The organism is Ralstonia sp. Ralssp135 (assembly GCF_047304345.1).
GTDB lineage: Bacteria > Pseudomonadota > Gammaproteobacteria > Burkholderiales > Burkholderiaceae > Ralstonia > Ralstonia chuxiongensis.
Window position 1 is genome coordinate 1 of the sequence record NZ_JBGLYZ010000001.1, and the last position, 19,790, is coordinate 19,790.

23 protein-coding genes are annotated in these 19,790 nt (G+C 63.9%); 11 read left to right on the forward strand and 12 right to left on the reverse strand.

All coding sequences use genetic code 11. The features are described from left to right. Positions 1-17: 17 nt before the first annotated feature. The 9 genes from fliL (at position 18) to ACCD03_RS00045 (ending at position 6,348) form a co-directional block, all read left to right on the forward strand. Complete coding sequence (fliL, locus tag ACCD03_RS00005; protein ID WP_045203497.1) at positions 18-515, forward strand: flagellar basal body-associated protein FliL; 498 nt, start codon at positions 18-20, stop codon at positions 513-515. Between the two features lies 1 nt (position 516). Then, complete coding sequence (gene fliM / locus ACCD03_RS00010; protein ID WP_045203498.1) at positions 517-1,527, forward strand: flagellar motor switch protein FliM; 1,011 nt, start codon at positions 517-519, stop codon at positions 1,525-1,527. After that, a complete protein-coding gene (fliN, locus tag ACCD03_RS00015) occupies positions 1,517-1,969 on the forward strand; it encodes a flagellar motor switch protein FliN (protein ID WP_325650644.1) in 453 nt (150 codons plus the stop codon). The genes fliM and fliN overlap by 11 nt, the downstream gene beginning before the upstream one ends. Before the next feature lie 68 nt (positions 1,970-2,037). Then, on the forward strand, positions 2,038-2,439 hold the full coding sequence (fliO, locus tag ACCD03_RS00020; RefSeq protein ID WP_253541271.1) for a flagellar biosynthetic protein FliO: 402 nt from the start codon (positions 2,038-2,040) through the stop codon (positions 2,437-2,439). Then, positions 2,436-3,185: a flagellar type III secretion system pore protein FliP gene (gene fliP, locus ACCD03_RS00025; RefSeq protein WP_325650647.1), complete on the forward strand. Its 750-nt coding sequence runs from the start codon at positions 2,436-2,438 to the stop codon at positions 3,183-3,185. Before fliO ends, fliP begins: the two co-directional genes overlap by 4 nt. A gap of 19 nt (positions 3,186-3,204) precedes the next feature. Then, positions 3,205-3,474, forward strand: a complete 270-nt coding sequence (gene fliQ / locus ACCD03_RS00030) for a flagellar biosynthesis protein FliQ (protein WP_004631435.1) — start codon at positions 3,205-3,207, stop codon at positions 3,472-3,474. A gap of 24 nt (positions 3,475-3,498) precedes the next feature. After that, positions 3,499-4,293, forward strand: coding sequence for a flagellar biosynthetic protein FliR (gene fliR / locus ACCD03_RS00035; protein ID WP_253541269.1), 795 nt, complete (start codon positions 3,499-3,501; stop codon positions 4,291-4,293). 85 nt (positions 4,294-4,378) lie between these two features. Then, the gene (locus ACCD03_RS00040; RefSeq protein ID WP_325650650.1) at positions 4,379-5,107 is read left to right on the forward strand and encodes a 3-ketoacyl-ACP reductase FabG2; all 729 of its coding nucleotides are present in this window, start codon (positions 4,379-4,381) and stop codon (positions 5,105-5,107) included. After that, on the forward strand, positions 5,107-6,348 hold the full coding sequence (locus ACCD03_RS00045) for an NAD(P)/FAD-dependent oxidoreductase (RefSeq protein WP_325650652.1): 1,242 nt from the start codon (positions 5,107-5,109) through the stop codon (positions 6,346-6,348). Before ACCD03_RS00040 ends, ACCD03_RS00045 begins: the two co-directional genes overlap by 1 nt. Before the next feature lie 41 nt (positions 6,349-6,389). Here ACCD03_RS00045 and ACCD03_RS00050 read toward each other — a convergent pair whose 3' ends face one another. The 12 genes from ACCD03_RS00050 to flgB form a co-directional block, all read right to left on the reverse strand. After that, the gene (locus tag ACCD03_RS00050; RefSeq protein ID WP_045203505.1) at positions 6,390-7,133 is read right to left on the reverse strand and encodes a YoaK family protein; all 744 of its coding nucleotides are present in this window, start codon (positions 7,131-7,133) and stop codon (positions 6,390-6,392) included. 67 nt (positions 7,134-7,200) lie between these two features. Then, a complete protein-coding gene (gene flgL, locus ACCD03_RS00055) occupies positions 7,201-8,160 on the reverse strand; it encodes a flagellar hook-associated protein FlgL (RefSeq protein WP_024977574.1) in 960 nt (319 codons plus the stop codon). 67 nt (positions 8,161-8,227) lie between these two features. Continuing rightward, entirely contained in the window at positions 8,228-10,165 is a 1,938-nt protein-coding gene (gene flgK, locus ACCD03_RS00060) for a flagellar hook-associated protein FlgK (RefSeq protein ID WP_045203507.1), read from the reverse strand. Positions 10,166-10,280: 115 nt separating this feature from the next. Beyond that, the gene (gene flgJ / locus ACCD03_RS00065) at positions 10,281-11,366 is read right to left on the reverse strand and encodes a flagellar assembly peptidoglycan hydrolase FlgJ (protein ID WP_316676494.1); all 1,086 of its coding nucleotides are present in this window, start codon (positions 11,364-11,366) and stop codon (positions 10,281-10,283) included. A gap of 16 nt (positions 11,367-11,382) precedes the next feature. Then, a complete protein-coding gene (locus ACCD03_RS00070) occupies positions 11,383-12,516 on the reverse strand; it encodes a flagellar basal body P-ring protein FlgI (protein WP_413410411.1) in 1,134 nt (377 codons plus the stop codon). Between the two features lie 10 nt (positions 12,517-12,526). Next, positions 12,527-13,279 (reverse strand): flagellar basal body L-ring protein FlgH, encoded by a 753-nt coding sequence (locus ACCD03_RS00075; protein ID WP_253541222.1) that lies wholly within the window; start codon positions 13,277-13,279, stop codon positions 12,527-12,529. Positions 13,280-13,311: 32 nt separating this feature from the next. Continuing rightward, on the reverse strand, positions 13,312-14,094 hold the full coding sequence (gene flgG / locus ACCD03_RS00080) for a flagellar basal-body rod protein FlgG (RefSeq protein WP_009240010.1): 783 nt from the start codon (positions 14,092-14,094) through the stop codon (positions 13,312-13,314). Between the two features lie 40 nt (positions 14,095-14,134). After that, a complete protein-coding gene (flgF, locus tag ACCD03_RS00085) occupies positions 14,135-14,872 on the reverse strand; it encodes a flagellar basal-body rod protein FlgF (RefSeq protein ID WP_045203511.1) in 738 nt (245 codons plus the stop codon). A 45-nt stretch (positions 14,873-14,917) separates the two neighbouring features. Further along, a complete protein-coding gene (gene flgE, locus ACCD03_RS00090) occupies positions 14,918-16,126 on the reverse strand; it encodes a flagellar hook protein FlgE (protein ID WP_045203512.1) in 1,209 nt (402 codons plus the stop codon). Positions 16,127-16,180: 54 nt separating this feature from the next. Continuing rightward, on the reverse strand, positions 16,181-16,837 hold the full coding sequence (locus ACCD03_RS00095) for a flagellar hook assembly protein FlgD (protein WP_325650663.1): 657 nt from the start codon (positions 16,835-16,837) through the stop codon (positions 16,181-16,183). 28 nt (positions 16,838-16,865) lie between these two features. Beyond that, positions 16,866-17,273, reverse strand: coding sequence for a flagellar basal body rod protein FlgC (gene flgC, locus ACCD03_RS00100; protein ID WP_024977566.1), 408 nt, complete (start codon positions 17,271-17,273; stop codon positions 16,866-16,868). Positions 17,274-17,471: 198 nt separating this feature from the next. Further along, entirely contained in the window at positions 17,472-17,927 is a 456-nt protein-coding gene (flgB, locus tag ACCD03_RS00105; RefSeq protein WP_253541789.1) for a flagellar basal body rod protein FlgB, read from the reverse strand. A 434-nt stretch (positions 17,928-18,361) separates the two neighbouring features. Between flgB and flgA the strand changes: the two genes are divergently transcribed. Next, the gene (gene flgA, locus ACCD03_RS00110; RefSeq protein WP_045203515.1) at positions 18,362-19,219 is read left to right on the forward strand and encodes a flagellar basal body P-ring formation chaperone FlgA; all 858 of its coding nucleotides are present in this window, start codon (positions 18,362-18,364) and stop codon (positions 19,217-19,219) included. Between the two features lie 121 nt (positions 19,220-19,340). Continuing rightward, positions 19,341-19,661 (forward strand): flagellar biosynthesis anti-sigma factor FlgM, encoded by a 321-nt coding sequence (gene flgM, locus ACCD03_RS00115; RefSeq protein ID WP_413410412.1) that lies wholly within the window; start codon positions 19,341-19,343, stop codon positions 19,659-19,661. Positions 19,662-19,790: the final 129 nt, after the last annotated feature.

Below are 19,790 nucleotides of genomic sequence, written 5' to 3' on the forward strand. Positions count from 1 at the left end.
GTCCCCGAGTGATCCCCATGGCCGAAGCCGCTGCCGCCACTACCGCCCCCGCCCCAGCAAAGGGCGGCTCCACCAAGCTGCTGCTGATCATCCTGATCGTGCTCCTGCTCGTCGGCATGGGCGGCGGCGCTGCCTGGTTCTTCCTCGGAGGCGGCAATCACGCCGCATCCGGCCCCGCCGCACCGCCCAAGCCCAAAGAGCCTGTGTTCGTGGCCATGGAAACCCTGACCGTGAATCTGCAGCCCGAAGAAGGCAACGACCGTTACCTGCAGATCGGCATTACGTTCAAGAGCTTCGACAAGCATGCCGAAGACGAGATCAAGACCTATACGCCCGAGCTGCGCAGCAAGGTCCTGATGCTGCTGGCCAGCAAGACGCCCACCGAGCTGTACCCGGCGGAGGGCAAGGTCAAGCTGTCCAAGGAAATCGTTGAACTGTGCGAACACGTCTTCAAGGCTGTCGGCAAGGAATCGCCCGTGGCAGACGTCTTGTTCACCAACTTTGTGATCCAGTGACATGCTCAAGGAAGAGTTTCTTTCCCAGGAGGAAATCGACGCGCTCCTGAAGGGCGTGTCCGATGACGCCGACGACGACCCCGTCGAAGCCGCCGACCCCTCAGGCGTGCGCTCGTACAACCTGGGCTCGCAGGAGCGCATTGTCCGTGGGCGCATGCCCACGCTGGAAATCATCAACGAGCGGTTCGCGCGCAACTGGCGCATCGGGCTGTTCAACTTCATGCGGCGCAACGCGGAAATCTCCGTCGGGCCAGTGAAGGTGCAGAAGTACAGCGAGTTCATCCGCAACCTGGTGGTGCCGACCTCGCTCAACCTTGTGCACGTCAAGCCGCTGCGCGGCACGGCGCTGTTCGTGTTCGACCCCAACTTGATCTTCCTGGTGGTCGACAACCTGTTCGGCGGTGACGGGCGCTTCCACATGCGCGTGGAAGGCCGCGACTTTACCGACGTGGAGCAGCGCATCATCCAGCGCATGCTGCACCTCGTCTTCGAGCACTATGCCAAGGCGTGGCAGCCGGTCTACCCGATCGATTTCGAATTCCTGCGCATGGAAATGCACACCGAGTTCGCCAACGTGGCCACGCCCAATGAAGTGGTGATCACCACCAGCTTCAGCATTGAGCTTGGCAACAATGGCGGCGACGTGCACATCTGCATGCCGTACACCATGATCGAGCCGATCCGCGACCGGCTCACCTCCGCCATCCAGGGCGAAGCGCTGGAAGTGGACAAGCGCTGGCTGCGGCTGCTGTCGCAACAGGTGCAGACCGCCGAGGTGGAGCTGATTGCCGACCTCGCTACGGCCAAGGTGCAGGTGTCCGACATCCTGAACATGAAGGTGGGCGACGTCATTCCGCTGGAGCTGGACGACTGCGTGACCGCCAAGGTAGACGGCGTGCCCGTCATGGAATGCAACTACGGCACGTTCAACGGCCAATACGCACTGCGGGTCAACCGCATGCTGAATATGAGCGGCAGCGAGTCTGCCACGGAGTCTGACGATGACAACTGAACCGACCATGAACCCCGAAGCCAACGCCGACGACATCGATGTCGAGATGACGATGGAAGAAGCCATGGCCCTGGAAGCCGCACAGCGTGCCGCGGCCAACCCGCCGGCCGCTGCGCCCGCCGCCGAATCCAGCACGGTGTTCAAGCCCCTGACGGCCGACGGCATGGGCGGCGCCCAACGCCAAGACATCGACATGATCCTGGACATCCCCGTGCAGTTGACGGTGGAGCTGGGCCGCACCAAGGTGCCCATCAAGAACCTGCTGCAACTCGCGCAAGGTTCGGTGGTGGAACTCGACGCGCTGGCCGGTGAGCCGATGGATGTCCTTGTCAACGGCTACCTGATCGCCCAAGGTGAAGTGGTGGTGGTCAACGAGAAGTTCGGTATCCGCCTCACCGACATCATTACGCCGTCGGAACGTATCCGTAAGTTGAACCGATAAGCCACACAAGTACGCCGTCAATCGGCACCCTGACAGCAACCAGTGCTCCCCCCGGGCAAGGTGTTGAAATGAACCATGCAGTGGATTGGGCCCGCACCCTAGGCGGGCTGTTTGTAGTGTTGGCGATGATCGTAGCGGCCGGCTGGCTGCTGCGCCGTCTGCAGCAGCGCGCGGGCATGGGCCCCGCAGGTTTAGGCCGGCGCCGCAGCCAGGTGATTACCGTGGTCGCACAGCAGATGCTGGGCGCCCGCGAGAAGGTCGTCGTCGTCGATGTGGAAGGCACTTGGCTCGTGTTGGGCGTGACTCAGCAGCACGTGCAGACGCTCCACACGCTGCCGCGCCCCGCCGAAGCTGCTTCCGCGCCGGACGACCAATCCGGCGACGGCACTTCCGGCTCCGGCAAGCCGCCCCGCTTTGCCGACGCGCTGTCCATTCAGCTCAAGCGTCACCTGACGGGAAAGTCGGAATGAGCGCGCGCACCTTCTTCCGTTGCCTGATTGCATTGGCGCTGCTGGGCGCCGCGCCCGCCGTATTCGCACAGGCGCAACCCGGTCTGCCGCTGCTCACGGGCACCGCCGGTGGCCAAAGCTATTCGCTGCCCGTCCAGACGCTGGTCTTCCTGACCTCGCTCGGGTTTCTGCCGGCGATCATCCTGATGATGAGCAGCTTCACGCGCATCATCATCGTGCTGTCATTGCTGCGCCATGCGCTGGGCACGCAAACCACGCCGCCCAACCAGGTGCTGATCGGGCTGGCGCTGTTCCTCACGTTCTTCGTCATGTCGCCGGTGCTCGACAAGGTCTACACCGACGCCTACGTGCCGCTGCGTGACAACAAGATCACCGTCGAACAAGCCATGGATACGGCCGCTACGCCGCTGCGCCAGTTCATGCTCAAGCAGACGCGCGAGCCGGACCTCGCCCTGTTCGTCAAGATGGGCAACATGCCGGCCATTGCCTCGCCCGAGCAAACGCCCATGCGTGCGCTCATCCCCGCCTTCGTCACCAGCGAGCTGAAGAGCGCGTTCCAGATCGGGTTTGCCATCTTCATCCCGTTCCTGGTGATCGACATCGTGGTGGCGGCTGTGCTGATGTCGATGGGGATGATGATGGTCACGCCGTCGATCTTCTCGCTGCCGTTCAAGATCATGCTGTTCGTGCTGGTGGATGGCTGGCACGTGCTGCTGGGCTCGCTGGCGCAGAGCTTTGTGCAATAAGCGCCGATAGGAAACCGACATGACACCCGAGTACGTTCTGGATATGGCCCGCCAGGCCATGCAGGTCGCCATGATGGTGGGCGCGCCGATGTTGCTGGTGTCGCTCGTCGTCGGCCTGCTGGTGGCCGTATTCCAAGCCGCCACGCAGCTCAACGAACAGACGCTGTCGTTCATCCCCAAGCTGCTGGCCGTCGCGGCCACGATGGTGCTCGCCGGCCCGTGGATCGTCGCCGTGATCGTCGACTACACGCGCGGCGTGCTGACCAATATCCCCAACTACGTCAACTGACGCGACGTAGCGCGCAGGCCGCCGATGATCCAATTCACCGCCACGCAGCTCAACGGCTGGATCGCCATGTACTGGTGGCCGCTGGTGCGCGTGCTGGCATTTATCGCCATCGCGCCCCCGTTTGCCAATACCGAGATCCCGACATCGATCAAGGTGGCATTTGGCGTGGTCATCACGGTGGCGCTGGCGCCCATGCTGCCGGTGCCTGCAGGCGTGTCGGTGGGCTCATACGAAGGGCTGTGGATCACGCTGGTGCAGGTGTTGATCGGGTTGGCGCTGGGCTTTTGCGTGCAGCTCGTGTTCTCGGCCATCAGTGGTGCCGGCGAGGTGATGTCGGTGCAGATAGGCCTGGGTTTCGCCTCGCTGCTCGACCCGACGCAAACCGAGAGCAGCATGCTGCTCGGCCGCTTCCTCAGCCTCACGGCCGTCACCGCGTTCATTGCCGGCGACGGCCATCTCGTGTTGCTGCACGCCCTGTTCGACAGCTTCACCGCCCTGCCCGTCTCGGCAGCTCCGCTGGCCAATCCGGGCTGGCAGACGCTGGCCGGCGGCGGCACGATCGTCTTTGCACTGGCCCTGCGCATCGCCTTGCCCATCATCGCGATCATGATGATCGTCAACCTTGGCTTTGCCGTGCTCTCGCGCACGGCACAGGCGCTCAACCCGTTTGCGGTCGGTATCGCCGCCACGCTCGTGGTGGGGCTGATGCTCGTCATGGTGATGATGACGTCGCTGGCGCCGGTGGTGGAGCGGTCTGTGATGGATGCGCTGGATTTGGGTGGGCGGGCGTTTAGCGAGTTCAGTACCCTGCCGCGGTAAGCGTCCACCGCTCGCGCGGGCAAGCCCCCGGCTCATGCGATGATCGCGGTATTCAGCCGAACGATCTTCAAGGGAGTCTCACCATATGAGCCGCCGTGTTCTTGTGACGGGCGCGAGCCGCGGTATTGGCCGCGCCATCGCCTATCAACTGGCATCCGACGGGTTTGACGTTTCCGTGCATTGCCGCAGCAGCCGTGCAGAGGCCGATGCCATCGTCGCAGACATCCAGGCAAAGGGCGGCATTGCCCGCGTGCTGCAGTTCGACGTGCGCGATCGCGACGCCTGCCGCACACAACTCAACGCGGACCTTGAAGCACACGGTGCCTACTACGGCATCGTCCTCAGCGCAGGCGTCACACGTGACGCTGCCTTCCCCGCCCTGACCGACGAAGACTGGGACATCGTTCTTGAAACCGGCCTGGACGGTTTCTACAACGTTGTGCACCCCCTGACCATGCCGATGGTGCGTGCGCGCAAGGGCGGACGCATCGTCACCATAGCGTCCGTCTCGGGTGTGATGGGCAACCGCGGGCAGGTCAATTACAGCGCGGCCAAGGCCGGCCTGATCGGTGCCACCAAGGCGCTGGCAGTGGAGCTTGCCTCGCGCCACATCACCGTCAACTGCGTGGCACCCGGGTTGATCGAAACCGACATGCTGGCCCACATGGAACACATCGACCAAGCCCTGCAAGCCGTGCCGATGCAACGTGTCGGCCAACCCGCAGAAGTGGCTTCCGTGGTCGGCTTCCTGATGTCGGATGCAGCGTCGTATGTGACGCGACAAGTGATTGGCGTAAACGGAGGCATGATCTGATGACCGCTGAAGCAACACACGTCGACGTCGCCATCATTGGCGCGGGCCCTTCAGGCGCGGTAGCGGCAGCCTTGCTGCAGCGCGCCGGGCGCAATGTGCTGGTGCTCGAACGCCAGCATTTCCCGCGCTTCTCCATTGGCGAAAGCTTGCTGCCGCAAAGCATGGCCTACCTTGAAGCGGCGGGCATGCTGCAAGCCGTTGTGGAAGCAGGATTCCAGTACAAGAACGGGGCGTATTTCGTACATCAGGACAAGCACGCCTCCTTCGATTTCCGAGACAAGCATTCCGCGGGTTGGGGCACGACGTATCAGGTCGAACGCGCGGTGTTTGATCAAACACTGATCACAAGCGCCGCCGAACAAGGCGCCGACGTTCGCTTCGGCCACACCGTGCGCACGATGCAGCCGGGCGATGCGCCTGTGCTGGAAGTTGAAGACGAAGCCGGGAACGCTTATGCCGTTCATGCCCGCTTCGTGCTAGACGCCAGCGGCTTTGGCCGCGTGCTACCGCGCCTGCTGAATCTTGAAGCGCCGACCCGCATGCCAACGCGTGCAGCGCTGTTCACGCACGTGCGCGACGCCTTACCTGCCGGTAGCACCGATCGCGACAAGATCTGCATCGCCGTTCACCCAGAGCGGCGCGATGTCTGGTACTGGATGATCCCGCTGGCCAACGGTCGCTCGTCAGTCGGCTGCGTAGCCGAAGCGAGTTTCCTCGACGTGCCGGAGGCAGAGCGCGAAGCGACCTTGCGCCAGCTGATCCAGGCCGAACCCAATATCGCAGCGCTGATCGGCGACGCACCGTTCCTCATGCCCGTGCGACAGATTGGTGGCTACGCGGCCAATGTAGAGCGCCTCTATGGGCCAGGCTATGCGTTGCTGGGCAATGCGGGCGAGTTTCTGGACCCGGTGTTTTCGTCAGGCGTAACGATCGCATTGCGCTCGGCGGACCTGGCGACGCGCGTCCTCGTGCGTCAACTCAACGGCGAAACCGTCGATTGGCTTGCCGATTACGACAAGCCGCTACGCAAAGGCGTCGATACGTTCCGCGCCTTCGTTGACCGGTGGTACTCGGGCGAGCTACAGGACATCATCTTCCACCCGCGCCACTCGCCAGGTATTCGCCGCATGATCAGCGCCATCCTGGCGGGCTACGCCTGGGACGAAACGAATCCGTTTGTAGTCAATCCGGAGCGGCGCCTGAATACGCTGCACGAGGTATGCCGGCGGGAAATGGCCTAAGGGAAGCGCCGCGCGCGCAGGCCGATGCAGCCCGGGCCCGCTTACCACCTGCGCGCCAACAAATCATCCACCACCGGCACAACGGCCAGCAGCATCAGGATGGACGCCAGCGGAATCGTGGCGGCATAACCCAGATACTTGAAGCCCAACGCGCCTGCCACGCCGCCCACGAAGAACATCCCCAGCAACGACGCCAGCAGTCGCAGCTTGGGCCGGTTGGCCACGACGGCCGGCAGGTTGCGGTGCCCGTGGTTCCAGTAGATCGCCTTGCCGATTTCGATGCCGATATCGGTGGCCAGGCCAGTCACGTGCGTGGTGCGGATTTCCGCTTTCGAAATCTTGGTGATGATGGCGTTCTGCAGGCCCATCAGGAAACACAGCAGCGCCACGGTGGCCGGCACAAACACGACCCGGTATTGCCCCAGCGACGTGCCCATCAGGCCGAAGAGCAACAGCAGCGCGGCCTCAAGCATGAGCGGCAACGCGAATTCGCTCTGCGTGCTGCGCCGGCGGCCCCAGTTGACGAGCACCGCCGTGCAGGCGGCACCACAAAGGAATGCCAGCAGCGAGGCGAAGCCGGCGAGCACAAGGACGATATCGCCCAGCACGAGCGAGTCGGCCATCGCCGAGACGATGCCGGACATGTGGGAGGTGTATTGCTTGACGGCGAGGAATCCGCCTGCGTTGGCGGCGCCCGCCACGAAGGCCAGCGACTGACCGAGGCGCCGGTTGGCGTCCTCTGAGCGTTCCGGGCTGGTCAGGCGGCGAAGATACTGGATAGGCATGACCAGTCCTGACGGTAGGTTAGCCGACATGATACGCCGCGCCACCCCACCGTCTGCCCGCGGCGGATCAAGGATTGATGTACTGGAACAGCGACATGCCCTGCATGGCCGTGAACGTCTTCTGCGCGGCCTGCAGCGACACCTGCTGCTGAGAAAACTGCGAAATGGCGGTGGTGTAGTCCACCGATTGCAGCTTCGAGATCTGCTCCTTCAACTGCTCGCCGTAGTTCGAGCCGCTGCTGTTGAGCGTGGTGATCTGCGCTTGCTGCGTGCCCACCGTCACTTGCGCTTGCAGGGCGACCTGGTAAGCGTTGTCCAGATTGCCCTGCGCCGTCTGCACGGCCTTTTGCAGGTTCGCGACGTCGGTGGCCTGGGTGGCCGCGCTGATCGGGGTCGACAGCGCCGAGATCAGGTTCTCGTACGTCTTGAAGATGCTCTGGTTGGTGTTCGGGTTGGACGTATCCGAGTTGGGGATGCGCACGAACACCGAATCGCCCGACACCGAATTCGGCATCGAAATGTTCTGGGATACCTGCACCGTGGGCGGCTGGCCGCTGCCAACGTACTGCACGGAACCGCTGGTGTTGGTGAAAGGATCGGTCGTGCCGTTGGCGCCGCCAAACAGGGCCACGCCTGCGGCATCGCGCTGGTTGGCCGTCGACAGCAGCTGCTGGTACTGCTGCTTGACCTGCGCCAGCACACCAATTCGCTGCGAATCCGTCATCAGCGAGGTGTTGGCCCCCACCAATGTCTGCTTGCCTTGCTGCAGCGTGGTCACCAGGTTGGTCAGCGCCGAAGACACGTTGGTCAGGCGCGCGTCGGTGGCGTCGCGATTGGCTTGGTATTGATCGTTGGCGTCCTGCGTTTGCTGCAGTTGCGCCATCTGACCAAACGCGCTGGGGTTGTCGCCCGCGCTGTTGAGCGCGATGCCGCTCGCAATCTGCTGCTGCAACGTGAGCAGGTTCGATTGCGTGTTCTGCATCGAAGCGGAAGACGCTGCAAAGAATTGGGCGGTACTGACTCGCATGATCGGTCCGGACGGTAGGGCTTTAGGACGTTATCGGCAGGCGGGGCGATTTCTTCAGCCGTCCCGATCAGCCGCCGGCAATCGACAGCAAGCTGGCGAACAGCGAATTGGCGGTCTGCATCACCTTGGCGGACGCCTGGTAGGCCTGCTGATACTTCATCAGGTTCATCGCTTCGTCATCGAGGTTCACCCCCGACACCGACTGCTGCTGTTGCGTGGAGCTGGCCAGCAGCGCCTTCTGCGAGGTCAGGTTGGTGCTGGCCCGGTTGGCCTGCACACCCACCTGGGTGACGAGGTTGTTCCACGCCGTGCCGATCGACGTCGTGCCGCCGTCCAGCAGGTTGCTGTTACGCAGCTTGGCCAGCGCGCTGGCGTTGCCGTTGTCGGTGCTGTTGGCGGTGTTGGCCGAAATGGTGAACGTATCGCCGTTGCCGGGCGAGCCCGACAGCGTCATCTGCACGCCGTTGAACGCATACGTCGCGCCCTGCGTGTACGGTGCCGTGCCACCCGTGTACGTGGTGGACGTGCCGCCCGCCGTGACCGTCACGCTGCCCGGGAACCCCGACAGCGAGCCGCCGACGGCCGAGCTGTACGTCAGGTTGATTGGCGAGGTGAGCGGCGAACCGGCATACGTGCTGTCCACGCCCAACGACGACACCGCGGCGCTGCCCGTGTTGTTGCTGCCCTGGTTGAGCACCACGGGCGAGGCCGCCGCCACGTTGTGGTAATCGGTGGTGAGCGTCTGCATGGTCGCGGCCGCGTTGGCGGTCGGACGCACCAGGAAGGAATCGCCGCTGTTCATCGTGCCCGACAGGTTCAGCGTGACACCGTCAATCGTGGTCGGCCAGCTCGACACCGTTACAGAGGCGGAGCCGTCCGGATAGTGCGAAACGGTGTAGGCGCCGCCCTGGTACTTGACCTGGTAGTCGTAGCCTTGCCCCGCATTGGCGTTGGTGATGCTGGCAGTGAGCGTGCCGCTGCCGGTGTTGTTCGCGCTGGGCGCAACGCTCGGGCTGGCCACGGAGAAGAGGTCCGTGCCCATCTTGCCGTTGGCGTCCATGCCGAGCTTGTTCTGCGCATTCACGTCGGCCGTCACGGCCGTGGCCAAGCGGCCCAGGCTGTTCTGCGCCGGAATGAGCGTATTGCTGCGGAAGTCCATCAGGCCGCCGAGCGCACCGCCGCCGAGCTGGCTGTCGTCGATGTTGACCGTGCCGCCCGGGCTCTTGTACCCCACCGACAGTTGCGTCGGGTCGTACTGCGACGGCACCGCCGTCAACTGGTAGCTCTGGTTGCCCTGCACCAGCGCCTGGCCGTTGCCCACGTAGATGTTGAACTGGCCGTCGCCGGTCTGCACCACGCTCGCCTTGATCGACTGGTTGAGCGTCTGCACAAGCTGGTCGCGCTGGTCACGCAGGTCATTGGCCGGCTGGCCGGTCGACGCTTCCGCCTTGGAAATCTGGTCGTTCAACGAGGCGATCTGCTGCGCCGTGCCGTTGACCGAGCTGATCTGCGTCTGCACCTGCGTATTGACCTGGTTGTTGAGCGAACTCAGCTGCCCGGCAATCGAATTGAAGCGGCTTTGCAGGCCCGCAGCCGCGTTCAGGAAAACCTGGCGAGCGGTGGTATCCGACGGCTTGGAGGCCAGGCCATCGGCGGCATTGAAGAAACTGGTGAGCGACGAAGTCAGGCCGCTGTTGCTGTCCGACATGTACTTGCTCAGGCCCGACACCAGGCTGTTGAGCTGATCGGCCGCGCTGGTCGACGCCTGGCCGCTTTGTACCTGCGCAGTCAGGAACTGGTCGTAGATGCGCTTGACGGTCGTGACATTGGCGCCCTGGCCGAGATAGCCCACGCCGGCGTACAGCGGAATGTTTTCCGTCTGCACGGCTTCCTGGCGCGAATAGCCGGGCGTGCTGGCGTTGGCAATGTTGTTGCCGGTCACTTGCAGGTTGATATCGGCAACCCGCAGGCCGGACGCGCCAATATTCAGAAGGGAGCTGCTCATAGTTGTCTCGGTGCGGGCAGCATGAAGCCGCCGAAATAAGCTCTAGAAACAACATCGGCCGGACAAGCGCAAACTTGAGCCGGCCGTCGTCGCCAAAACATGCTTCTTAGATCACTCAAACGATCTGTTTGAGCACCGCCATGATCTTGTGGGCGTAGTTCGGATCGGTGGCGTAGCCCGCGCGCTGCAAGCCCTTGGCGAACGACGCCGCATCGTTGCCGTTGCCGGCTGCCACGACGTTGCTGTAGCGCGGGTTGTTGGCCAGCAGGTTGGCGTAGTCCTTGAATGCCTCGGCATATGAGCTGTAGGCGCGGAATTTCTCCTGAACCTTGTGGGCGACGCCGCCGATGTATTCGGTGGTCGTCACCGTGGCAGTTTTGCCTGCCCACGAGCCGCCAGCCTTGATGCCGAACAGGTTGTGCGTGTTCGTGCCGTCGCGTGCCTTGATCTCGCGACGGCCCCAGCCGGACTCCAGCGCGGCATGGCCGATCATGAAGTTGGCCGGAATGCCAGTTTCCTGCGCGGCCTGCGATGCGTGGCCGATCAGCTTGTTGTAGAAGCTGGTCATGCGCTCGCCGCGCGGCTCAGACGCCACCGTCGACAGGTCAACCTCGGGCGGTGCGCTGGGCGCCTGGGCTTGTGCATCCGCCTGCTTGCGCAGGGCGGCCAGTGCACGTTGCACGCGTTCTTCCAGGCCCGGGCGCGGCACGGTGCTGATGCCCGAACCGTCGTCTTCCGTGCCGGGCGCAACGGCTGCGGCCATGCTGTTGAGCGACGAGCGGGCGATCGCCTTGGCGGCATCGCTCGTGGAGCCGGCCGCACCTGGCAGCGCGGTATTGGTGGCCGTGGTGTTGGACAGCGCGGTATTCACCTTGCCGCCCGCGTCCGGGTTCACATGCGTGGCCTGACGCAGCATCTGCTTCAGAAGCTGGTCTGCCACGCCCACGCCACGCGAGGCCATGGTCTGCGAAAGCTGCTGGTCGAGCATCGACGTGTACATCTTGCTCGACGACGAATCGAGCGGCCCGTTCTGCGGCGTTGCATCGCGCATCTGCTTGAGCATCATGTTCACGAAGATCGCGTCGAACTGCTTGGCGACGGTCTTGGCGGCGCCGGTCGGGTCCGTACGCGCCGTTTGCTTGAGCGACTCGAAACCCTTGGAGTCGAGCGCCAGGCGGCTGGTGAGGTCGGTTTGGTTCATCGTGGCCTCCCCAGCGTCAGATGATTTCCAGATCGGCGCGCAGCGCGTTGGCCGCCTTCATCGCCTGCAGGATTGAGATGAGGTCTTGCGGGTTGGCGCCAATCGCGTTGATGGCCTTGACCACGTCCGCAAGGTTGGTGCCGCCCTTCACGCTGATGAGGCTGCCGCCTTGCTGCTTGACCTCGATGCTCGAGCGCGCCGCCGCCACCGTCTGCCCTTGCGAGAACGGCGCCGGCTGGCTCACGACCGGGTCCGTGCTGATGGTGACCGACAGGCTGCCGTGCGCCACCGCGCAGGGCTCGAGCTTGACGAGCTGGTTCATGACCACCGAGCCCGTGCGGGCGTTGATCACCACACGTGCGGCGGCCAGCGCCGGCGTCACGTCAATGTTCTGCAGCTTGGCCAGGAAGCCGACGCGGTCCGACGCCAGGGCCGGTGCGCGCACGTTGATCGTGCGGCCGTCCGCAGCTTGCGCCGTATCCGTGCCGAACTGCTTGTTGATGGCCGTGACGATGTTCTGCACGGTGCCGAAATCCGTCGTGCCGGTATCGAGCTGGATGCTGCCCGCCTCGCCCACCGTGGCCTGCACGGCACGCTCCACCGTGGCGCCATTGGCGATGCGGCCAGCGCCGAGTTGATTGATCTGCACCTTGCTGCCATTGGCCGATGCGCCTGCGCCGCCAATCACCACGTTGCCTTGTGCCAATGCGTAGAGCTGGCCGTCCACGCCCTTGAGCGGCGTGAGCAGCAGCGTGCCGCCACGCAGGCTCTTGGCGTTACCGATGGACGACACCGTCACGTCGATGGTCTGGCCCGGCCGCACAAAGGCAGGCAGCGTGGCCGTCACCACCACGGCAGCGGTGTTCTTGAGCTGGATGCTCGCACCGGGCGGCACGTTGATGCCGAACTGCGTGAGCATGTTGTTGAAGCTCTGGACCGTGAAGGGGGTCTGCGTGGTCTGGTCGCCGCTTCCGTCCAGGCCCACGACAAGGCCGTAGCCGATCAGCGCGTTGTCGCGCACGCCGGCAACGGTGGTCAGATCCTTGATGCGATCAGCGTGTGCCGTTGTCGGAACAACCGCCGAGATTGCGCTCAGTGCCACCAGGGCCGCGCCAAGGGTTCGATAGAACCTGGTTCGATGCAAAGTCATGGCAGATCCCTTAGAACGGTGACACGGTCAGGAAGAACCGCGACAGCCAGCCCATCTGCTGCGACTCGGCCACATAGCCCGTGCCGCGGTATTCCATGCGTGCGTCCGCCACCTGGGTAGACAACACGGTGTTTTGATTGTTGACGGTGGTCGGGTTGACCACGCCGGAGAACTTGATCGACTCGGTGCCCTGGCCAACGGCCATCTGCTTCTCGCCGCTCACCACCAGGTTGCCGTTGCCCAGCACCTCGACCACCGTGACGGTAATCGTGGCCGTGAAGTTGTTCTGAGCACCGTTGGCGCCCTTGCTGTCGAACTTGTTGGCGTCGCTGGCCGACACACCCAGCAAAGACAGCACGCCAGCGTTCATGCCGGCGAAGGTCGGCACCGAAGCGCTCATGCTGCCCGAGCGGTTGACGCTGCCGGAGGTCTGCTTGCTGGCCGCCGTGTTCTCGGTGATCACAATCGTGATCGTGTCGCCCACCATGTGGGCGCGGCGGTCTTCAAACATGCCGCGGAAACCACCGCTGCCCGATGCCACTTCCTGGTAGATCGCCCCGTTCTGGCGCGGCGCCATCACCGGCATCGGTGGGCGCGCGGTTGTCGGACCCTGCACGATCGGGGCCGGCGGCGGCAGCATGCCGCACGCCGTAGCGAGCAAGGCGGCCGTGCCAAGCACGGCCAATCGAACGACTCGAACAGCAGACACAGCGCGGCCGCTGTGCTTGCCATTCTGGAGCGAGTAAACCGGGGGGGTATGCATCGCACTACATCCTCAAAAACTGCGCCGTCAGCTCAAAGCTGAGACAGCTTCTCCAGCATCTGGTCCGACGTCTGGACCGACTTGCTGTTGATCTCATACGCACGCTGCGTCTGGATCATGTTGACCATTTCTTCCACCACGTTCACGTTGGACGTTTCAACGTAGTTCTGATTGAGCGCACCCACGCCGTTCGAGCCCGGGTTGGCCAGGTTGGCCGTGCCCGACGCTTCGGTTTCGGCGTACAGGTTTTCGCCCATGCTGCGCAGGCCGGCCGGGTTGATGAAGTTGGCCAGCTGGAACGTGCCCACCTGCGTGTTGTTGACCGTGCCCGGCGTGGTGACCGTCACGACGCCGTCCTTGCCGATGGTCAGGCTGGTGGCGTTCTGCGGCACCGTCACGGCCGGCTGGACCGGGTAACCGCTCGAGGTCACGAGCTGACCCTGCGCGTTGATCTGGAAGCTGCCGTCACGCGTGTAGGCCAGCGTGCCGTCGGGCATCTGCACCTGGAAGAAGCCGTTGCCGTTGATGGCCACGTCGGTCGAATTGCCGGTCTGCTGCAGGTTGCCCTGCGTGTGCAGACGCTCGGTGGCGACGATGCGCGTACCGGTACCGATCTGCATGCCCGAAGGCAGCGTGGTCTGTTGCGACGACTGCGCACCCGGCTCGCGCACGTTCTGATACAGCAAGTCTTCGAACACGGCGCGCGAGCGCTTGAAGCCCGTCGTGTTGACGTTCGCCAGGTTGTTCGAGATGACATCCAGCTGCGATTGCTGGGCGTCCATCCCGGTCTTGGAAATCCACAGGGAGCGAATCATGTTCGAGTCCTTGGTTGATTCAATTCATTGCGCCGGCCGTTCAGGCGTGGCGCAGCAGTTCATTGGCCGACTGGGCGTTCGTGTCGCTCGTGTGCAGCGACTTCATCTGCATTTCCAGTTGGCGCGAGATTTCGATCATGTTGACCAGCGAGTCGGTCAGGTTGACGTTGCTGCCTTCCAGCGCCCCGCCGGTCACACGAACTTTTTCATCCACGTCGGCGTCCTGACCGTCGCGCTGACGGAACAGGCCGTCGGCGCCGCGGTCGATGTTCGACGGGTCGATGCTCACCAGCTTCAGACGGCCCAGCGACACGGGCGGCGTACGGCTGTCGGCGCTGATCGCGTTGACCGTGCCGTCCTTGGCAAACTGCACCGTGGTGTCGGGCGGCAGCGTGATCGGGCCGCCGTCACCCAGCACGGGCTGGCCGGAGAGCGTCTGGATCGTGCCGTCAGGACCGAGCTGGAACGTACCGGCGCGGGTGTAAGCCTCGCCGCCTTCGGGCGTCTGCACGGCAAAGAAGCCTTGCCCGTCGATGGCCACGTCCAGGCTGCGGCCCGTGGTCTCGATCGGGCCGGGCGCGAGGTCCGTACCGATGGCCGAGGCCATCACATAGCTGCGCGTGGGCGAGCCATCGCCTTGCACACCCACCGTATGGAACGCGTCGATCTGCGCCTTGAAGCCGGTAGTGCTGGCGTTGGCGAGGTTGTTGGCGCTGGCAGCCTGTTGATCGAACAGGTGCTTTACGCCAGTCATCGACACGTAGATCGAGCGGTCCATGCGAGTGTCCTTGGTGTGCGGTCAGTCAGCTTCGGGCAACGACGATTACATCGTCACCAGGGTCTGCAGAATGGTGTCCTGCGTCTTGATGGTCTGCGCGTTGGCCTGATACGAGCGCTGGGCAATGATCATGTTGACCAGCTCGGCAGACAGATCCACGTTGGATTGCTCCACCGCCGATGACTGCAGCAGGCCGAACGAGCCCATGCCCGGCGTACCCAGGTTGGGGGCGCCCGAGTTGGACGTTTCCACCCACTGGTTGCCGCCGATGTTCTGCAGGCCTTCCGGTGCCTTGAAGTTGGCCATGGCGACCTGGCCCAGCGTTGCCGTGCGGCCGTTGGAGTAGCGCGCGGTGACAGTGCCATCGGTACCGACCGCGTAGCTGGCCAGGCGGCCAGTGGCGTAACCGTCTTGCGTCACGCCCGGGGCGGTGTCGTTGTAGCCGCCGCCGTACTGCGTGGTGCCCGTGAAATCCATGCTGGCGATGCTCATGCCGGGGAAGGCCGTGGCGATCTTGCTCGGCGTGGAAGTCAGCTGGCCGCTGCTGTTGAAGGTGAGCGACGTCACCGGGTTGCCGCCGGTCGGGTTGTTGCCGTCAACTTGCGAGTACACATCCCAGCCCGCGGCGGTGCGCACGTAGTAGTTGGTCAGCATGTGGGCCGTGCCCGTGCCGTCGTACACCTGTTCCGAAACGGAGTGGTTGAACGTGGCCGAGTTGGTGGGCGAAAACGGCGTGGTGGTCGGCGCCGTGGCGGCAGCATCCAGGTTCACGCCGAACGCGGTGTTGGTGGTGGCCAGCGGCGCCAGGTCGTTGACGGGAATCTTCAGGTTGGTCAGCACGGCCGTGTTGACCTTGCCGGTGGAATCCACGCCGTAGCCGGTCAGGTTCTGGCCGGTGGCCGAGATGATGAAACCGTTCTTGTCGGTCTGGAACTGGCCGTTACGCGTGTACGACACCTGGCCGCTGGACGGGTCGACCATGCGGTAGAAGCCCGTGCCGTTGATGGCGATGTCCAGCGGGTTGCCGGTGTTGGTCACGTTGCCCTGCGTGAACGACTGCGACACCTTGGTCACGCTCACGCCCTGGCCGATCTGGTTATCGGACGCACCCACGAGCGAGCGTGCGTACACGTCGCCAAACTCGGCGGTCGATTTCTTGTAGCCGACAGTGTTGGCGTTTGCCACGTTGCTGCCGATCACGTCGAGGTTTGCAGAGGCGGCGTCGAGACCGCTCAGGCCTTGCTGGAATCCCATAGTGTTCTCCCGTAGAAGATAAAAGCGCGGGGTCTGCCCGCAGTTGACCGGTAATTACTGAATCGATGCAACGTCGGACAGCTTGGCGGTTCCGCCAGAAGCCAACACCAGCTGCATCGTGCCGTTGTTGATCGTGACGCCGGCCACCTTGTCGATGCCCAGCGCGTTGGCCGTGACGACTTTTCCACCCTGCGTGGCCGACACCTTGATGGAGTAGGCGCCGTCGGCGAGCTGGTTGCCCTTGTCGTCTTTGCCGTTCCACGTGTAGTTGCCACTGCCGGCTGCCATCTGGCCGAGGTCGACGGTGCGCACAGCCACGCCCGCAGCGTTCGTGATCGTGACGACGACATCGTCGGCGCCGTTGGGCACCGAGACGCCGAAGTTGGCAGCGCCCGAAGTCAGCGTCAGGTTGTTGGTCGGCACCTGCACGGTGCGGCCGATCATCGACGACGCCTGCGTTGTCGCGTTCTGCGTGAGCATGCTCGACATCGTGGTGTTCAACTGCTGAATGCCGTTCACAGTGTTGATCTGCGCAAGCTGCGAGGTCATCTGCGAGTTGTCCATCGGGTTGAGCGGATCCTGGTTCTTCAACTGCGCCACGAGCAGTTGCATGAACGTGTTCTGCAGGTCGTTGCCGCTCGTGATGGCAAGCTGGTTGCCCGAGGTCGTGCTCGAGGCGCCGGTGGTGCTGGTGGTTGAGCTGACGGTCATGTTGGTGTCTCGCTAAGAATGGAGCCGCTTACTGGCCCAGGGTCAGAGCCTTGGAGGCCATCGTCTTGGTGGTGTTGGCGACTTCCACGTTGGCCTGGTACGAGCGCGACGCAGAAATCATGTTGACCATTTCGTCCACCACATCGACGTTCGGCATGGTCACGTAGCCGTCGGCATCGGCCAGCGGGTTGCCTGGCTGGTGCATGCGCTTCATGGGGGTGACGGTGTCTTCCACCACGCGGTCGACCGACACGCCGGTGGCGTAGTCGTCAGACTCCTGCACGGGCGAGAACACCACCTGCTTGGCGCGGTATGCCTTGCCGTCCGGGCCCGTCACGCTTTCGGCGTTGGCCAGGTTGGAGGCGACCACGTTCATGCGCTTGGACTGCGCGGTGAGCGCGCTGCCAGCTACATCCATCACCTTGAATAGCGACATGTTGATTCCGATGTCTTCAAATACTGTTGCCGGCACCGCTGCCGGACCGATCCGGTTGTTCTGTATGGCGGCTTGCTCCGGACCGATATTTCCCGGCCCGGAGCGCCACACAGTTCCCGCCCCTCTTTCGCCGCGCGTGATTGCTGCGCGGTCGTCTTAATTGCCTGTCTGCTGCTCTTGCTGCTCTGCTACGTCGCGCTAGCTGTTTTGAATCGCTGCCAGCATCGACTTGATCTTCTGCGTCACGATGCTCAGATCGGCCTCGTAGCGCACGGTGTTATCGGCAAAGCGCATGCGCTCGCCATCCATGTCCACCGTGTTGCCGTCGATGGACGGCTGCTGCGACGTGCGGTACTGCACTTCGCCCTGCAGCGCCTTGGTCTGCTGCGACAGCGACGCCTGCATCAGCGACACCTCGCCGGCCGGTGCGCCATCTACCGTCAGGTGGCCCGCAGCCGTTGCCGTCATCGGCAGGCTGTTACCGCTTTGCTGGCCGACCGCCTTCTGCAGCGCCGACTGAAAATCGAAGTCGCGCGCCTTGTAGTTAGGCGTATCGGCGTTGGCGATGTTCGAGGCCAGGATCTGGTGACGCTGCGAGCGCAAGTGCAGCGCCTGCTCCTGAAAACCGAACAACTGATCCAGCTTGTCGACCATGTCTGTCATTCCTTGCGTGTGGCGCCCTGGTTACTGCTGCCACCCGCCGGGGTTGCGTTCTGTATTGCGTTTGCGTGTTGCGCGTTCCCTTCGGACGGAGAACTCGGCATCAGCGGCCCCTTCAAAACCGCCGATGCCGTCTCCAAAACCGCTGAACCGCTTGTCATGCTGAGTTGCCGTCATGCGACCTCAGTGGAAAAGACCTGTCTGCGAATCCGATATCTGGCCGAAGAACGAGCAACCTCGCCACCTACCGGAACAGGCTGTACGGCCAGGAACCGCACAACGCCAGGGACTTCACCACGTTGCAAAGTCTAGGGGCCGGTGTGCAAGACCATTCGTCCGAATAAGGGGGGGATTGGCCGACATTTCCGCATTTGGCGCTCGCGCACGCGTGGCTAAACTTCACCGGACTTTTGATGAAGGGGCTCTCCATGTCCACGCGGTTTGCACGCAGCGCGCACCACCCGACCCGAACTTCCGTCACGGCCATGCCGCTGGCTGGGCGCCAGCGCAAGCTGTTGTTGATCCTGGCGCTGGGCCTGCTGGCCAGCGTCGTGCACCCGATCCTGGCGCACGCACAGGGCATGGTGCGCGTCGGCTATCCGCCGGCCCAGGCCGTGCAACAGCCCGCGCAGCCCACCACCATCCAGGGGCCGAACGCCATCCAGATGCAGATTCAGCAGCAACTGCAGTCGCAACTGGACATCCTGGGCGGCACGAATGAGACGGGCGCGCCACGTGCGTCGGTGGAAGTCGGCCCGGTAGATGCCCGCGTGGCCAATCAGCCCTGCGACCAGATCGACCTGATGCTGCCGGCGGCCAACCGCCTGCGCGGCCGTATACAAGTGGGCGTGCGCTGCCGCTCGCCGCACGCCTGGGCGGCCTGGGTGCCGGCCACGATTCAGATTACGGGGACGTATTACGTCGCGTCGCACCAACTCTCGCCGGGCAAGACGCTCGATATGGGCGATCTGGAAGCCCGCACGGGCGACCTGTCGATGCTGCCGGCCTCGGTCGTGCAACAGCCGGCCGATGTGGTGGGGCGTGTACTGCTCACCAGCGTGGCTGCCAACCAGCCGCTGCGCGCCGAAAGCCTGCGCCTGCCGATTGCCGTGCAGGCCGGCCAGACCGTCAAGCTCCTCGCCGAGGGCGGCGGCTTCCAGGTCAGCAGCGACGGCCGGGCCTTGAACCAGGCGGCCGTGGGCCAGGTGGCGCAGGTGCGCACCGCCAACGGCAATGTCGTCTCCGGCATTGCTCAGTCTGCTGGCGTCGTGGCGATCCAGTTTTAAGACCAAATTGATAACGACTGATCACTTTTAACCGTGATGCGTTATCGATACCTGCCGCTAAAGTTTGAGCCGGGGTTGGCCGTTATGGGTGATAGGATGAACGCGCTCTTCGGAGACACCCGTGAAAATCAACCATATCGTGAACAACACGCCGGCCGTTGCGCCGACCAAGGACGCTGCGTCCGGGGCGACGCGCGCGACCGGCTCGTCCCCGGCCGCTACGACGGCTTCGGGCACCACGCGCCACACCGGCGATTCGCCGTCGCTGTCGGTCCAACAAGTCTCGCGCCAAGTGGGCAGCGGCGACTTCGACGCCGCACGCGTCGAGCAGATCCGCAGTGCTATTCAGAACGGCACGCTCAAGATGGACGCCGGCAAGATCGCCGATGCGGCGCTTTCCGACGCGCAATCGCTGCTCTCCACGCGCTCCAAGAAGGTCTGACGGGGGGTTCCCGTCGTCCGTCCCCTGTATTTTCTGACGCCGCCGGTCCGAGGGTTTCCGCCTCCGGACTGATCGCGGCGGGGCGGCGTGCCGGCCGGCGGCTGCCCAAGCTTCCCAGCCTGAGGTAGT

Bases quoted from the DNA above. Each gene is read 5' to 3' on its own strand.
- fliL (WP_045203497.1), top strand. From the start codon at position 18: ATGGCCGAAGCCGCTGCCGCCACTACCGCCCCCGCCCCAGCAAAGGGC.
- fliM (WP_045203498.1), top strand. From the start codon at position 517: ATGCTCAAGGAAGAGTTTCTTTCCCAGGAGGAAATCGACGCGCTCCTG.
- fliN (WP_325650644.1), top strand. From the start codon at position 1,517: ATGACAACTGAACCGACCATGAACCCCGAAGCCAACGCCGACGACATC.
- fliO (WP_253541271.1), top strand. From the start codon at position 2,038: ATGAACCATGCAGTGGATTGGGCCCGCACCCTAGGCGGGCTGTTTGTA.
- fliP (WP_325650647.1), top strand. From the start codon at position 2,436: ATGAGCGCGCGCACCTTCTTCCGTTGCCTGATTGCATTGGCGCTGCTG.
- fliQ (WP_004631435.1), top strand. From the start codon at position 3,205: ATGACACCCGAGTACGTTCTGGATATGGCCCGCCAGGCCATGCAGGTC.
- fliR (WP_253541269.1), top strand. From the start codon at position 3,499: ATGATCCAATTCACCGCCACGCAGCTCAACGGCTGGATCGCCATGTAC.
- ACCD03_RS00040 (WP_325650650.1), top strand. From the start codon at position 4,379: ATGAGCCGCCGTGTTCTTGTGACGGGCGCGAGCCGCGGTATTGGCCGC.
- ACCD03_RS00045 (WP_325650652.1), top strand. From the start codon at position 5,107: ATGACCGCTGAAGCAACACACGTCGACGTCGCCATCATTGGCGCGGGC.
- ACCD03_RS00050 (WP_045203505.1), bottom strand. From the start codon at position 7,133: ATGCCTATCCAGTATCTTCGCCGCCTGACCAGCCCGGAACGCTCAGAG.
- flgL (WP_024977574.1), bottom strand. From the start codon at position 8,160: ATGCGAGTCAGTACCGCCCAATTCTTTGCAGCGTCTTCCGCTTCGATG.
- flgK (WP_045203507.1), bottom strand. From the start codon at position 10,165: ATGAGCAGCTCCCTTCTGAATATTGGCGCGTCCGGCCTGCGGGTTGCC.
- flgJ (WP_316676494.1), bottom strand. From the start codon at position 11,366: ATGAACCAAACCGACCTCACCAGCCGCCTGGCGCTCGACTCCAAGGGT.
- ACCD03_RS00070 (WP_413410411.1), bottom strand. From the start codon at position 12,516: ATGACTTTGCATCGAACCAGGTTCTATCGAACCCTTGGCGCGGCCCTG.
- ACCD03_RS00075 (WP_253541222.1), bottom strand. From the start codon at position 13,279: ATGCATACCCCCCCGGTTTACTCGCTCCAGAATGGCAAGCACAGCGGC.
- flgG (WP_009240010.1), bottom strand. From the start codon at position 14,094: ATGATTCGCTCCCTGTGGATTTCCAAGACCGGGATGGACGCCCAGCAA.
- flgF (WP_045203511.1), bottom strand. From the start codon at position 14,872: ATGGACCGCTCGATCTACGTGTCGATGACTGGCGTAAAGCACCTGTTC.
- flgE (WP_045203512.1), bottom strand. From the start codon at position 16,126: ATGGGATTCCAGCAAGGCCTGAGCGGTCTCGACGCCGCCTCTGCAAAC.
- ACCD03_RS00095 (WP_325650663.1), bottom strand. From the start codon at position 16,837: ATGACCGTCAGCTCAACCACCAGCACCACCGGCGCCTCGAGCACGACC.
- flgC (WP_024977566.1), bottom strand. From the start codon at position 17,273: ATGTCGCTATTCAAGGTGATGGATGTAGCTGGCAGCGCGCTCACCGCG.
- flgB (WP_253541789.1), bottom strand. From the start codon at position 17,927: ATGGTCGACAAGCTGGATCAGTTGTTCGGTTTTCAGGAGCAGGCGCTG.
- flgA (WP_045203515.1), top strand. From the start codon at position 18,362: ATGTCCACGCGGTTTGCACGCAGCGCGCACCACCCGACCCGAACTTCC.